This is a genomic window from Shinella sp. (assembly GCF_035998705.1).
Classification (GTDB): domain Bacteria; phylum Pseudomonadota; class Alphaproteobacteria; order Rhizobiales; family Rhizobiaceae; genus Shinella.
In genome coordinates this window covers 221,520-233,741 of the sequence record NZ_DASYHH010000012.1, presented here as the reverse complement: position 1 = coordinate 233,741, position 12,222 = coordinate 221,520, and the positions used below count along the sequence as shown (strand labels likewise).

The 12,222-nt window shown below is 60.7% G+C and carries 11 protein-coding genes; 9 read left to right on the top strand and 2 right to left on the bottom strand.

Features of this window, described 5'->3' with window-relative positions; all coding sequences use genetic code 11:
* Positions 1–3 precede the first annotated feature (3 nt).
* Together VGN93_RS10885 and VGN93_RS10880 are read right to left on the bottom strand one after the other, a co-directional pair.
* On the bottom strand, positions 4–840 hold the full coding sequence (locus VGN93_RS10885) for an IclR family transcriptional regulator domain-containing protein (protein ID WP_327507529.1): 837 nt from the start codon (positions 838–840) through the stop codon (positions 4–6).
* Positions 837–2,291: an NAD-dependent succinate-semialdehyde dehydrogenase gene (locus VGN93_RS10880; RefSeq protein ID WP_327507528.1), complete on the bottom strand. Its 1,455-nt coding sequence runs from the start codon at positions 2,289–2,291 to the stop codon at positions 837–839. The genes VGN93_RS10885 and VGN93_RS10880 overlap by 4 nt, the downstream gene beginning before the upstream one ends.
* A gap of 266 nt (positions 2,292–2,557) precedes the next feature.
* Between VGN93_RS10880 and VGN93_RS10875 the strand changes: the two genes are divergently transcribed.
* The 9 genes from VGN93_RS10875 to VGN93_RS10835 all read left to right on the top strand — a co-directional run bounded on the left by VGN93_RS10875 (position 2,558) and on the right by VGN93_RS10835 (position 12,204).
* Positions 2,558–3,919, top strand: a complete 1,362-nt coding sequence (locus tag VGN93_RS10875; RefSeq protein ID WP_327507527.1) for an ABC transporter substrate-binding protein — start codon at positions 2,558–2,560, stop codon at positions 3,917–3,919.
* A gap of 95 nt (positions 3,920–4,014) precedes the next feature.
* On the top strand, positions 4,015–4,893 hold the full coding sequence (locus VGN93_RS10870; protein ID WP_319316872.1) for a sugar ABC transporter permease: 879 nt from the start codon (positions 4,015–4,017) through the stop codon (positions 4,891–4,893).
* Positions 4,890–5,726 carry a carbohydrate ABC transporter permease gene (locus VGN93_RS10865; protein ID WP_327507526.1) on the top strand — a complete coding sequence of 279 codons (837 nt, stop codon included), beginning with the start codon at positions 4,890–4,892 and terminating at the stop codon, positions 5,724–5,726. Before VGN93_RS10870 ends, VGN93_RS10865 begins: the two co-directional genes overlap by 4 nt.
* A 27-nt stretch (positions 5,727–5,753) precedes the next feature.
* Positions 5,754–6,830 carry an ABC transporter ATP-binding protein gene (locus VGN93_RS10860; RefSeq protein ID WP_327507592.1) on the top strand — a complete coding sequence of 359 codons (1,077 nt, stop codon included), beginning with the start codon at positions 5,754–5,756 and terminating at the stop codon, positions 6,828–6,830.
* 20 nt (positions 6,831–6,850) lie between these two features.
* Positions 6,851–8,254, top strand: a complete 1,404-nt coding sequence (locus VGN93_RS10855) for an aminotransferase (RefSeq protein WP_327507524.1) — start codon at positions 6,851–6,853, stop codon at positions 8,252–8,254.
* 16 nt (positions 8,255–8,270) lie between these two features.
* Positions 8,271–9,176 (top strand): dihydrodipicolinate synthase family protein, encoded by a 906-nt coding sequence (locus tag VGN93_RS10850; protein WP_327507523.1) that lies wholly within the window; start codon positions 8,271–8,273, stop codon positions 9,174–9,176.
* A 26-nt stretch (positions 9,177–9,202) separates the two neighbouring features.
* Positions 9,203–10,624 (top strand): diaminopimelate decarboxylase family protein, encoded by a 1,422-nt coding sequence (locus VGN93_RS10845; protein WP_327507522.1) that lies wholly within the window; start codon positions 9,203–9,205, stop codon positions 10,622–10,624.
* 63 nt (positions 10,625–10,687) lie between these two features.
* Positions 10,688–11,470, top strand: coding sequence for an SDR family oxidoreductase (locus VGN93_RS10840; protein WP_327507521.1), 783 nt, complete (start codon positions 10,688–10,690; stop codon positions 11,468–11,470).
* The gene (locus VGN93_RS10835; RefSeq protein WP_319316853.1) at positions 11,470–12,204 is read left to right on the top strand and encodes an SDR family NAD(P)-dependent oxidoreductase; all 735 of its coding nucleotides are present in this window, start codon (positions 11,470–11,472) and stop codon (positions 12,202–12,204) included. The genes VGN93_RS10840 and VGN93_RS10835 overlap by 1 nt, the downstream gene beginning before the upstream one ends.
* The last annotated feature ends 18 nt before the right edge of the window (positions 12,205–12,222 follow it).

The following is a 12,222-nucleotide window of genomic DNA, read 5'->3' as shown; positions in this document are numbered from 1 at the left end:
CGCTCAGCGGTGCAATGCGCGCGTGATGTTGCGTGACGCTTCGAGCGTCATCGCCAGGATACGGGTCTTCATGTCATCGAGGCTAATGCGGGTCGACGGACAGCAGACGTTGAGCGCAGCCACGATCTGGCCTGCGCCATCGCGGATCGGCACCGACAGCGAGCGCAGGCCGACTTCCAGTTCCTGATCGACGATCGACCAGCCCTGTCGCCGGACTTCATCAAGCAGGCTGCGGAGCTGGACCTTTGATGTGATCGTGTTCGGCGTGAACTTGGTGAAGACCATGTCTTCGATATAGCGATGCACGTCCTCTTCCGGCAGCGCCGCCAGCAACACGCGCCCGGTCGAGACGCAATAGGCGGGAACTCGGCTGCCAATCGAGATGCCGACATTGACGCGCCGGTTGTTCGGTGTGGCGCGTGCGACATAGATCACCGACTGGTCGTCGAGCACGGCGGAAAAGCAGCTCTCGCTCAGCTTTTCCGAAAGACCGTTCATCACGGGTTGCGCGACGTCCCAGAGATCCATCGAGGAGAGCGCCGAAAAGCCGAGCTGAAGAACCTTGGGCGCCAGGGAGAAATGCTTGCCGCTGATATCGACATAGCCCTCATGCGCCAGGGTCAGCAGGAAGCGGCGCGCGGTGGCGCGCGTCATTCCCGTTGCCTGTGCGATCTCGCTCAGCGTCATTTTCGGCGTGAAGCGGGTGAAGACCGTGATGACCTCCAGCCCGCGCGCAAGCGCGTTGACATAGTCACGGCTGGAGGCGGTGAGGTCGCCGACTTCGTCGGCGGCGATCTCCTCGATTTCCGACTCCTGCGATGGGTCGGTTCTTGCGCTCAATTCATGTCACCAAGGCAGAGATACTTGAGCTCAAGATATTCATCGATGCCGTGATGCGAGCCTTCGCGGCCGATGCCGGATTGTTTCACGCCGCCGAAAGGCGCGCCTTCGAAGGCGGTGATGCCGGTATTGATGCCCATCTGGCCGGCCTCAAGCGCTTCCGCGACGCGCCAGGTGCGGGCGAGATCACGGGTGAAGAAATAGGCCGACAGGCCGTATTCCGTATCATTGGCGAGCCGGATTGCCTCTTTCTCATCGGTGAAGCGGATGATTGGGGCAACAGGGCCGAATGTTTCCTCATGGGCGATCTTCATCGTCTGCTTGGCATCGGCAATCACGGTCGGCTCGTAGAAGGTGCCGCCGAGGGCATGCCGCTTGCCGCCGGTCACGACGCGGGCGCCGCCTTCGATCGCGTCGCGAACGTGGTCCTCGACCTTGGCGACCGCCGCCTCGTCGATCAGCGGGCCCTGGATGACGCCTTCATCGAAGCCGTTGCCGACCGTCATCGCCGCGACCACTTCGGCAAAACGGGCCACGAAAGCGTCGTAGATGCCGTCCTGCACATAGATGCGGTTGGCGCAGACGCAGGTCTGGCCCATGTTGCGGAATTTGGAGGCGAGAGCGCCCTGTACCGCTGTTTCCAGCGAGGCGTCGTCGAACACGATGAGCGGCGCGTTGCCGCCGAGTTCAAGCGAGACCTTCTTGATCGTTTTGGCAGCCTTGGCCATCAATTCGCGGCCAACTTCCGTCGAGCCGGTAAAGGTGATCTTGCGCACCAGCGGATTGGTGACCAATTCTTCGCCGACGACGCTTGCAGTGCCCGTCACGACATTGAACACACCTTTCGGCAGACCGGCGCGTTCGGCCAGTTCCGCCAAGGCCAACGCGGAGAAGGGGGTGGCACTTGCCGGTTTCAGCACCATCGTGCAGCCGGCGGCGATCGCGGGGCCTGCCTTGCGCGGGATCATGGCCATCGGGAAATTCCACGGCGTGATCGCGGAGCAGACGCCGATCGGCTGGCGGATCACCAGCATGCGCTTGTCCTTGGTCGGCGCCGGAATGGTTTCGCCCGAAATGCGCTTGGCATCCTCGGCAAACCATTCGAAGAAGGCCGCCCCGTAGAGAATTTCACCGCGCGCTTCCGGAAACGGCTTGCCCTGTTCGGCCGTCAGCAGACGGCCAAGATCGTCGGCATTCTCGACGATGAGTTCGAACCATTTGCGCATGATCGCCGACCGTTCCTTCGCCGGCCGCGCGGCCCAGTCAGGAAAGGCCGCATGAGCCGCTTCGATTGCGGCGCGCGTGTCTTCACGCGTGGCTTTGGGCACGGTGCCGATCACATCGCCGGTCGCTGGATTGACCACCTTGATGGTGTCCCTCCCTCCCTTGTGCCACCGCCCATCGGCGTAGAAGGCCGCACGAAAGAGCGACGGATCCTTGACGATATTCATTGCTGTTCCTCGGGTTGCTCGTGTGCCTTCCGACTACATCATCCCGAAAGTTTTGTCATTATTTTCGAACAAGTGTTCGCAAAGAAAATTAACCTGAAGTTTTCGCGACGCCTGTAACGCATAACGAATTCATATGGATGGCGGGAAAATACCGGTTTTGTCGCCAAAATCGCAAATGGCTCTTGTCACGGAAATGAATTGCTGTTCATATTTGCGCACAGATGTACGCATTACGAATTTGCGCTAAATAAAATAGGGGAGTGCTTATGTCAAAAATTTCCACGTCTTTGATCAATATGGCAAAGACCGGCGTCTCGCGCCGGCATGTGCTGCAGGGCATCGGTGCTGCGGGCCTTGCGGGGCTGGCGCCAGATCTTGTTCGCTCCGCTGGGGCGGCGGACGAGGTCACGATTCGCTGGTGGTCGCCGCAGGCGTCGCCCGATCAGCTCGCCATGTATAATTCCCAGATCGCCGCCTTCGAGGCCGCCAATCCCGGCGTCAAGATCCTGTTCGAGGCGACCTCGGACGAAGGCTATCCGGCACAGCTCGCGGCAGCATTCTCCGCAAAGCAGGTTCCGAACGTGCTGACGCATCTGCCGTCCTTCGCGGCGCAGAACTATTATGGCCAAGGCCTGCTCGAGCCGATGGACGACGTCATCAAGGCGGTCGGCGAAGCCAATTATTTTCCGGGTGCCAACGACGTCTACAAGACGGCCGACGGCCATTATTGCGGCACGCCAATCGGCAACACCGCTGCCGACATGCTGTGGCTGCGCAAGGATCTGATGCAGAAAGCCGGGATCGACAAGGTCCCGGAAACCTGGGACGAGCTGCGCGATGCCGCGAAGAAAATGCAGACGGGCGGCATCTATGGTGCGCCTCTGCCCTACGGTCTGAATTCGATGACGTCGTTGATCTTCATCGGCTTCATTCACCGCGCCGGCGGCCAAATCTTCTCCAAGGACCTGGATATCGAGCTCGATAGCGACGGCACCTACAAGGCGCTCGAATTCTATAAGTCGATGCGCGAATTCTGCCCGCCCGGCGCCACGAACTATAGCTGGGGCGAAAGCCTGACGGCCTTCGTCTCCGGCGCCACGGCAACAGGCATCTATGCCGGCCGCGTGCTCGCCAATGTCACGGCGCAGAACCCTGATATCGCCGATTCCGTCACCTGCGCGGTCTATCCGACGATTTCCAAGGATGTGAAGCCGTGGACGTTCAACGACTTCCCCTCGGTCTTCATCCCCAAGGACGCCTCCAACATGGACGTCACGAAGAAATTCGCGGCCTTCCTGTTCGAGCCGAAGGGCTACATTCCGCAGCTGCACGCCGCACCGGGCCACGTCCTGCCCGTGCTCAAGACCATCGCCGAGGATCCGGCTTATCTCGATAACCCGATCATCAGGAAATATCCGAAGGAAGTCGAACTCATGTCGCAGGCGGCCGCGGCCGGCAAGAACCTGGGCTACGAGGAAGACGGCTGGAAGGCCAACGTCAAGGCCAATGACATCATTGGCAGCAATACGATTGCCGAACTTGTTCAGCGCGTCGTGCTGAACGGCGAAGACGCCAAGGCAACCGTCAAGGAAATCGCCGGCAAGATCGAAGCGATCATGAAGGCCTGATCGAGCAATCCCCGGCGGGACGCCCTGGCGGCGCCCGCCGCGATCTTTTTTGACAGAAGCGGATGATTGCATTGGCGGCGATACAGGAAAATCGAATGACGCTCGAGAAGCGCTACAGCCTGATCGGCATGGCGCTGATCGCGCCGACCGTGCTGATTCTGACGGCAGTTATCGTCTACCCGCTGGTTTCGGCGATCTACCTCTCGTTCTTTTCGATCTACACGCCGACGCTGAAGGGCAGCTGGGTTGGTCTCGGCAATTACGCCGCGATCCTCAGCGGCAAGTATTTCTGGTTCGCGCTCTGGACGACGGTGCTCTGGACCGCAGGCACGCTTTTCCTGCAGATCCTCTTCGGGGTCGGCATGGCGATGCTGCTAAACCAGAACATCCTGTTCCGCTCGCTCGCGCGCAGCCTGGTGCTCTTTCCCTATTTCATTTCGACAGTCGTTGCCGTTCTCGTCTGGCGTTGGCTGTTCAACGATCTCTATGGCATCCTCAACCATCTCTTGTTGATGATGGGCATCATCGACATGCCGGTCGACTGGCTGGGTAAGATGCCGAATTCAATGCTCTCGGTCATTACCGTCGGAGCGTGGAAATTCTTTCCCTTCGTGGTCATCGCCGTTCTCGCCCGTCTGCAGACGATCCCTGAACATCTCTATGAAGCCGCCAAGATCGATGGCGCCGGCGCCATCAGCCGTTTCTTCGACGTGACCCTGCCTCAGCTGCGCGATGTCCTCTCGATCGTGATCCTGCTGCGCATCATCTGGGACTTCAAGGAGTTCGACCTGATCTATCTGCTGACCGGCGGCGGGCCGGTCGACAACACCCGCACATTGCCGCTCATCGTCTATCAGCAGGCCTTCAGCCTCAACCAGATGGGAATGGCCGCGACCTATGCTGTCGCGATGATGATCTTGATGCTGGTCTTCATGCTCATTTACCTGTTTCAGGCACGCAAGGGCGCACAATGAACCAGCAGAGCCGCCTGTCCTATATCATCACCAATCTCGTCACCTGGTCGCTGGTGCTGGTCATCGCCTTTCCGCTGATCTGGATGGTGCTGACTTCGATCAAGCCGCAAAACGAGCTGTTCAAGATCCCGCCAAGCATCCTGCCGCAGCAGGTGACGTTCGAGCATTATGCAATCCTGCTGCAGAAGACGCCGTTTCTGCGCTACTTCGCCAATTCGATGATTCTTGCGACGGCAACCACCGTGCTCGTCATCATCGTCGGTGCGCTCGGCGCCTATAGTCTGGTGCGCTTCAAGTATCGTGGACGCGAGACGTTAGCCGGCATGGTACTGTTCACCTATCTCCTGCCGTCGGTGGTTCTGCTCATTCCGCTTTACCTGATGATGGTGAAGATCGGGATCTCCAATACGCTCGCCAGCCTCGTCGTCGCCTATACGACCTTTTCCCTGCCTTATGCGCTCTGGCTGTTGCGCTCGTTTATGGCCGGCATTCCCGAAGATCTGGAATCGGCGGCACTCGTCGATGGTGCGAGCCGCATGGGCGCCTTCGTCGACGTGATCCTGCCGCAGGCCTTGCCGGGCATCATTTCGACGGCGCTTTTCACCTTCATCCTGGCTTGGAACGAATATCTCTATGCCCTCGTGCTGGTGAATTCCGACCAGTCGCGGCCGTTGACGACGGGCGTCATGAACATGCTGATTACTTCCTTCAACATCGACTGGTCGTTGCTGATGGCGGCATCCGTCATGATGAGCATTCCCCTCATCATCATCTTCGCATTCCTGCAGAGCTATCTCACCCGCGGCTTCGGTGCCGGCGGCGTGAAAGGTTGAGCGGCAAAGGACAGACATTTGGTAAATGTGGTTTTCGATAAGGTTCAGAAGGTATTCGGGCCGGTGGTCGCAATTCCCGACCTCAACCTTGAAATCGCTTCCGGCGAATTCGTCTCGCTGCTCGGTCCGTCCGGCTGCGGCAAGACGACGACACTGCGCATGCTGGCCGGCCTCGAACAGCCGACAGGCGGCCAGATTCGCATCGGCGAGCGGCCGGTCAACAATGTCGCGCCCGGCGAACGTGATATCGCCATGGTGTTCCAGTCCTACGCGCTCTATCCGCATATGAGCGTCAGCCAGAATATCGCCTACCCCTTGAAGAAGCGCGGCGTTCCGAAATCCGAACATCCGGCACGGATCAAGGCCGTGTCCGACCTTCTGCAGCTCGGACCTCTGTTGGAGCGCAAGCCGAAGCAATTGTCGGGCGGCCAGCAGCAGCGTGTCGCGCTCGGCCGCGCGCTTGTGCGCGATCCCAAGGTGTTCCTGCTGGACGAGCCGCTTTCCAACCTCGACGCCAAGCTTCGCGCGCATATGCGCAGCGAGCTGATCGAGCTGCACCGCCGGCTCGGCAGGACAATGGTCTATGTCACTCACGACCAGCTCGAGGCGATGACCATGTCGACGCGGATCGCCGTCATGCATGGCGGTAATCTGCAGCAGTTCGGCACGCCCTCGGAAATCTACAACCGCCCGGTCAACACGTTCGTCGCCTCCTTCATCGGCACGCCGTCGATGACACTGGTGGAGGCGGAGTTATTGGCAGAGAACGGATTGAAGCTGAAGCTCGGTTCGACCTTGTTCGATATTCCCGAAGCGTTGCTGGCCCGCCGCCCATCCGGCACCCCGCGCATCACGCTCGGCATTCGCCCTGAGAACATCATCCTCGGCAGTGGCGATGGCACCGCCACAATCCGGCTGGTGGAGCCGACAGGGCATGAATCGATCGTCACGCTGGACATCGACGGGCGCCAAGCCATCGTTCGCGCGGCCGGCGATACGCCGCTTAGGAGCGGCGAAACGGTGCATTTCGATCTGCGCCGGGACCGGTTGCATTTCTTCGATCACGGCAGTGGTCAAAGGCTCAATTCAGACACACAGGCATAACGGCTTTCAGGAGACCAGCGATGAACTCCATTCTGCGCAATGCGCCCGATATCGAAGAACTCGATAAGAAATATCTCTTCCATCCGTTCACGGCGCTGGCCGACCACGAGAAGAACGGCCCGTCCGTCATCGTCAAGGGCGAGGGCGTTCGCCTGGAGGACAACCATGGCAATCAGTATATCGATGCCATGGCCGGCCTCTGGTGCGTCAATGTCGGCTACGGCCGCAAGGAAATCGCCGACGTCATTCACGAGCAGGCGGTGACGCTTCCCTATTTCCACTCCTTCTCGTCCTGGGGCACCGAAGCGCCGGTGTTGCTTGCCGAAAAGGTGATCAGCAAGGCGCCGGAAAGCATGTCGAAGGTGTTCTTCGGCCAATCGGGCTCAGACGCCAACGACACCCAGGTCAAGATCGTCTGGTACTACTGGAATTCGCGCGGCATGCCGCAGAAGAAGAAGATCATTGCCCGTCAGCGCGGTTATCATGGCGTGACCATCGTCTCCGGCAGCCTCACCGGCATGGCTTCGCTGCATTCGGGCTTCGACCTGCCGCTGCCTTTCGTCAAGCACACCTCGCCGCCTTACCGGCTTTGGGAAGCCGAGGCCGGCATGAGCGATGCCGATTTCGTCGCCAGGCTCGCCAATGATCTCGAACAGCTGATCCTGGCCGAAGGTGCCGATACGATCGGTGCGATGATCATGGAGCCGGTGATGGGTGCCGGCGGCGTGATCGTGCCGCCGCCGGGCTATTACGACGCCATCCAGGCGATCCTGACCAAATACGAGATACTGCTGATCGCGGATGAGGTCATCTCCGGTTTCGGCCGCCTCGGCGAGTGGTTCGGCTCGACCGTCGTCGGCATGAAGCCGGACCTCATCACGGTCGCCAAGGGCATCACCTCGGCCTATATCCCGCTGTCCGGCTGCATCGTTTCGGAAAAGGTCTGGCGGACCATCGTCGATGGCCAGGCAAAATTCGGCGCTTTCGGCCATGGCTATACCTATTCGGCTCATCCACTCGCGGCGGCCGCAGCCCTTGCAAACCTGCAGCTGATCGAGGATGGCGGGCTGATCCAAAAGGCGGCCGAGACCGGCGACTTTCTCCATGAACAACTGCAGGCCGCGTTCGGGGATCATCCGCTTGTCGGCGAAATTCGCGGTCAGAAATTGATCGCCGCGCTGGAATTCGTGGCGACAAGGAACCCGATGACAAAATTCGATCCGACGCTGAAGATCGCCGCGCGCATCGTCAAGCAGGCGCGTGACCGCGGCATCATCACCCGCGCATTGCCGCATGCCGACACGATTTCCTTCTCGCCGCCCTTCATCATCTCCAAGGCCGAGATCGAGGAAGTGGTCGCGAAGACGAGGCAGGCAGTCGATGCCGTGATGGACGAACTGGTACGCGAAAAGCTCTGGAAGTAAGCGAGGGACACGGACAATGGATAGAAACAGCGTCAACTGGACAGGGCCGCTGCCCGCCGTCACCACGCCTTTCACCAAGGACGGCGCGATCGACGAGAAGGCCTTTGCCGGCAATGTCGAACGCATGTTGAAGGAAGGCGCCACCGGCATCGTCGCCGGCGGCTGCACCGGCGAATTCTGGGCGCTCAGCAATGCCGAGCGCAAGCGGCTCTATGCGATTTCGGCCGAAGTCATGAAGGGCAAAGGCACGCTGATCGTCGGTACGGGCGCCGTGACGGTCGATGAAACGGTCGACCTGACCAATGCGGCCGAAAAGGCCGGAGTCGACGGCGCGCTGCTGGTGCCCCCCTATTTCGTCAAGCTCACCGACGACGAGATTTTCGCGCATTACAAAGATGTCGACGCGCGCGTCGGCCTCCCGCTTGCCGTCTACAACATCCCCGGCAATGCCGTGAATGCACTTCTGCCGTCACTGGTCGCCCGTCTTGCCGATCTCGACAAGGTCGTGGCCGTCAAGGAAAGTTCGGGCGACTGGAACAACTATTATTCGACCTTTCTTGCTGTGCGCAACAAGCTGCGCGTCTTCTGTGGACCATCCTCGGTCTTCGGCGTGCCCGCCGTCGATCTCGGTGCTGACGGCACGGTCGATTGCTTCCCGAACATGTGGCCTGTCGGCGGGCTCGATCTCTATTTCGCGCCGAAGCGCGGCGACGCCGCCAAGGCGGCAGAGGTACAGGCGATGGGGCGTCGGCTGACCGATCTCTGCACGTCCGGCGGCCGCACGCTCTATCCCGCAACCAAGGCGGCCATGGACATGATGGGCCTTCCCGGCGGCGGCGTGCCGCGCCGGCCGCTCAGGGCGCTGGAAGGCGCTCCCCTCGAAGGCCTTGAACAGGGCCTGAAGCAACTCGGCCTGCTCTAGTTGAACATTCGAACAAGGAGATCATCATGGCTCATGCAAAGCTTCGCGCGCCGGAACTGAAGCCGGTCGCCTACAGCACCACATTTGGCGAGTTCATCGGCATCGGACCCAACGGCAACCTCTTCGTCGATGGCTGCGATGTGCAGGTGCTCGCCGAGACCTACGGTACGCCGCTCTATATCATCTCGGAAAATCAGCTGCGCCATAACTACCGCGCCTTCCGCGACGCGTTCCAGAAATACTATCCCGAAACCGAGATCCTCTTCGCCAACAAATCCAACAACGGTCTCGCCATTCGCCACATCATGAACCAGGAAGGTGCCGGCGGCGATTGCTTCGGCGCTCAGGAGATGTATATGGCGCTGCTTGCCGGCACCAATCCGAAGAGCCTGGTGCTCAACGGCTCCAACAAGCAGGACGAAGAACTGGAAATGGCGATTGCCAACGGTCTGTGCATCAATATCGATGCCATGGACGAGCTGGACCGCATTGCCGAAATCGCCACACGCCTCGGCTGCGAGGTCGATATCGGCATCCGCCTGAAGCTCGATCTTGAACCGCTGCGCGACCGTACGGGCGTTGCTATGCACGGTCCCGGCACGCTGAAGCAGCAGAGCGACAGCACCAAATGGGGCATGAGCCGCGAACAGACGGTCGAGATCGTCAACCGGGCGAAATCAATGCCAGGTATTCGCCTGAAGGAAACCCATTTCCACCTTAGTCGTATGTCCAACGATCCCGCCGCATTCGCCGTCATGGCGCGCGAAATGATCACGTGGTCGGGCTATATCCGCGACAACACCGGCTGGACGCCACCCTGCATCGACATCGGCGGCGGCTGGACGTTCGGCAAATGGTACGGCACCGGCCCGAACAGCCAGCTCGACGGTCCCGATGCTCCGACGCCTGACGATTACGCCCGTCTTTGCACGGCTGCGATCAAGGAAGAGGCCGAGAAGTTCGGTCTTCCCTTGCCGAAGCTGCGGCTGGAGCCGGGACGCGCCCTTTCCGGTCCCGCGGGCGTCGCCGTCGGCAGGGTCGGTGCGGTGAAAACAGGCACATCGAAGAAGTGGGTCAATCTCGATCTTTCGACCAACCATCTATCCTGGGCAGCCGTTCTCGACTGGTATTATCATGCGGTCCCGGTCAGGAATGCCGGGGCTGCGGCAGCGGAAACCGTCGATCTCGTCGGGCCGCTCTGCAATTCGGATGAAATCGGCCCGCATCGCAAGATGCCGGTGCTGAACCGCGGCGATTTCGTCGCCTTTCTCGATGCCGGCGGTTACACGGAATCCTCTGCGGCGCGCTATAATGCCCAGCTCCTGCCGGCGACCGTTCTGGTGTCCGGAAGCTCGGCCGAAGTCATTACCGAGCGCGAGCAGCTCAAGGATGTCGCGGGCCGCTTCCGGGTACCGCCGCGTCTGCTCGCCGGTTCCTTCGCACCGTAATTCCCGCGCAGCGTCGCCAGCGGCGGAATTCCGTCGCTGGCATTCACAACATGGAGGTATGCGATGGATCTGGGGATCAGGGGACGGCATGCGCTGATCTGCGGCGGCAGCAAGGGCCTCGGCCATGCTGCGGCGGAAGCGCTGGCGCTCGAGGGTGCATCTTTGACGCTGGTGGCGCGTGGCGCGAATGCGCTGAAAGCCGCGGCCGACAGACTTTCCGAACAATTCGGCATCGACGCCCGCTATGTCGCGGCGGATGTGACCACGCCGGAGGGCAGGGCGGAGGTGCTGGCCGGCTGCCCGGATCCCGACATCCTCGTCACCAATCCGGGCGTGCGCCAGACGCCGGCGGACTTTCGCACATTGTCCCGCAGCGATTGGGACCATTGGTTCGAAGCGCATTGCTTTTCTTCGCTCGAGCTTATCCAGAAGATCGTGCCCGGCATGTGCGACCGTAAATTCGGCCGCGTCGTCAATATCTCGGTCAGCAACATCAAGTTTCCGCAGGTGAACTTCGCCCATAGCCATGCGGCCCGCGTCGCTCTCTCCGGTGCGATCGCCTCGATGGTGCGCGAACTCGTGGCGCACAACGTCGTGATCAACAGCGTATTGCCGGGTTTCTTCGACACCGACGCGCTGCAGACGAACCTGCACGGACATGCCGAACGCGGCGGTACGACCTATGAGGCGATCGTCGCCGACCGGCTGAAGATGACGCCCGCCGGTCGCTTCGCTTCTCCGCGGGAATGCGGCGATCTGATTGCTTTCCTCTGCGGCGCCAATGCCGGCTACATGACGGGCCAGAATATTGTCAATGACGGCGGCGTTTATCAGGGGATCTTCTGATGGTGGAGACTGTGAGTTCAACCCGCTCGTTATCGCCCGAGGGCAGGGTCGTGATGATTTCAGGCGCCTCGCGCGGGATTGGCCTCGCCATCGCCAAACGCCTTCAGGAGGATGGCTATCGTCTGTCGCTCGGCGTGCGCAATCCCGACGCATTGAAGGACTTCGACCCTTTGTGCACCCTTGCCGCCAAATTCGATGCAAGCAAACCGGAGGATGCGGCGTCCTGGCTCGATGCGACGATCGAGCGCTTCGGCAGGCTCGACGGATTGATCAACAATGCCGGTATCCTGCGCCCCATCGATTTGCGTTCGGGGGATGAATCCATTCTCGACGAGATGTGGGCGGTCAATGTCAAAGGACCGTTCCGCCTCATCCGGCTCGCTCTGCCGCATCTTGAAAGGACGGGACACGGCCGCATCATCAACGTCGCGTCTACTGACGGCAAGCGTTATCGCGACGGCGTGTCGGTTGCCTATGCCATGACGAAGCATGCGGTAATGGCGCTGACGCATGCCGCGAAGTTCGCTGGATGGGAGCATGGCGTGCGCGTGACGGCGCTCTGCCCGGGCGCCGTGGATACGCAGCTGGTGGCCTCGGTCCCGGGTGTGGTGGCATCGGCCAATCGTATTCCGCCCGAGACGATCGGCGATACGGTCAGCTTTTTAATGAGCCTGCCCAACACCGCCTCGGTCGCCGAGCTGGTCATGAACACACGCCTGGAAAGCTGGATCTAGAGTTTGTCAGGGAAAAGT

What these genes read in the sequence shown, in the direction of transcription:
- VGN93_RS10840 (WP_327507521.1), top strand. Translation starts at nt 10,688, where the DNA reads ATGGATCTGGGGATCAGGGGACGGCATGCGCTGATCTGCGGCGGCAGC.
- VGN93_RS10850 (WP_327507523.1), top strand. Translation starts at nt 8,271, where the DNA reads ATGGATAGAAACAGCGTCAACTGGACAGGGCCGCTGCCCGCCGTCACC.
- VGN93_RS10835 (WP_319316853.1), top strand. Translation starts at nt 11,470, where the DNA reads ATGGTGGAGACTGTGAGTTCAACCCGCTCGTTATCGCCCGAGGGCAGG.
- VGN93_RS10845 (WP_327507522.1), top strand. Translation starts at nt 9,203, where the DNA reads ATGGCTCATGCAAAGCTTCGCGCGCCGGAACTGAAGCCGGTCGCCTAC.
- VGN93_RS10870 (WP_319316872.1), top strand. Translation starts at nt 4,015, where the DNA reads ATGACGCTCGAGAAGCGCTACAGCCTGATCGGCATGGCGCTGATCGCG.
- VGN93_RS10875 (WP_327507527.1), top strand. Translation starts at nt 2,558, where the DNA reads ATGTCAAAAATTTCCACGTCTTTGATCAATATGGCAAAGACCGGCGTC.
- VGN93_RS10855 (WP_327507524.1), top strand. Translation starts at nt 6,851, where the DNA reads ATGAACTCCATTCTGCGCAATGCGCCCGATATCGAAGAACTCGATAAG.
- VGN93_RS10880 (WP_327507528.1), bottom strand. Translation starts at nt 2,291, where the DNA reads ATGAATATCGTCAAGGATCCGTCGCTCTTTCGTGCGGCCTTCTACGCC.
- VGN93_RS10865 (WP_327507526.1), top strand. Translation starts at nt 4,890, where the DNA reads ATGAACCAGCAGAGCCGCCTGTCCTATATCATCACCAATCTCGTCACC.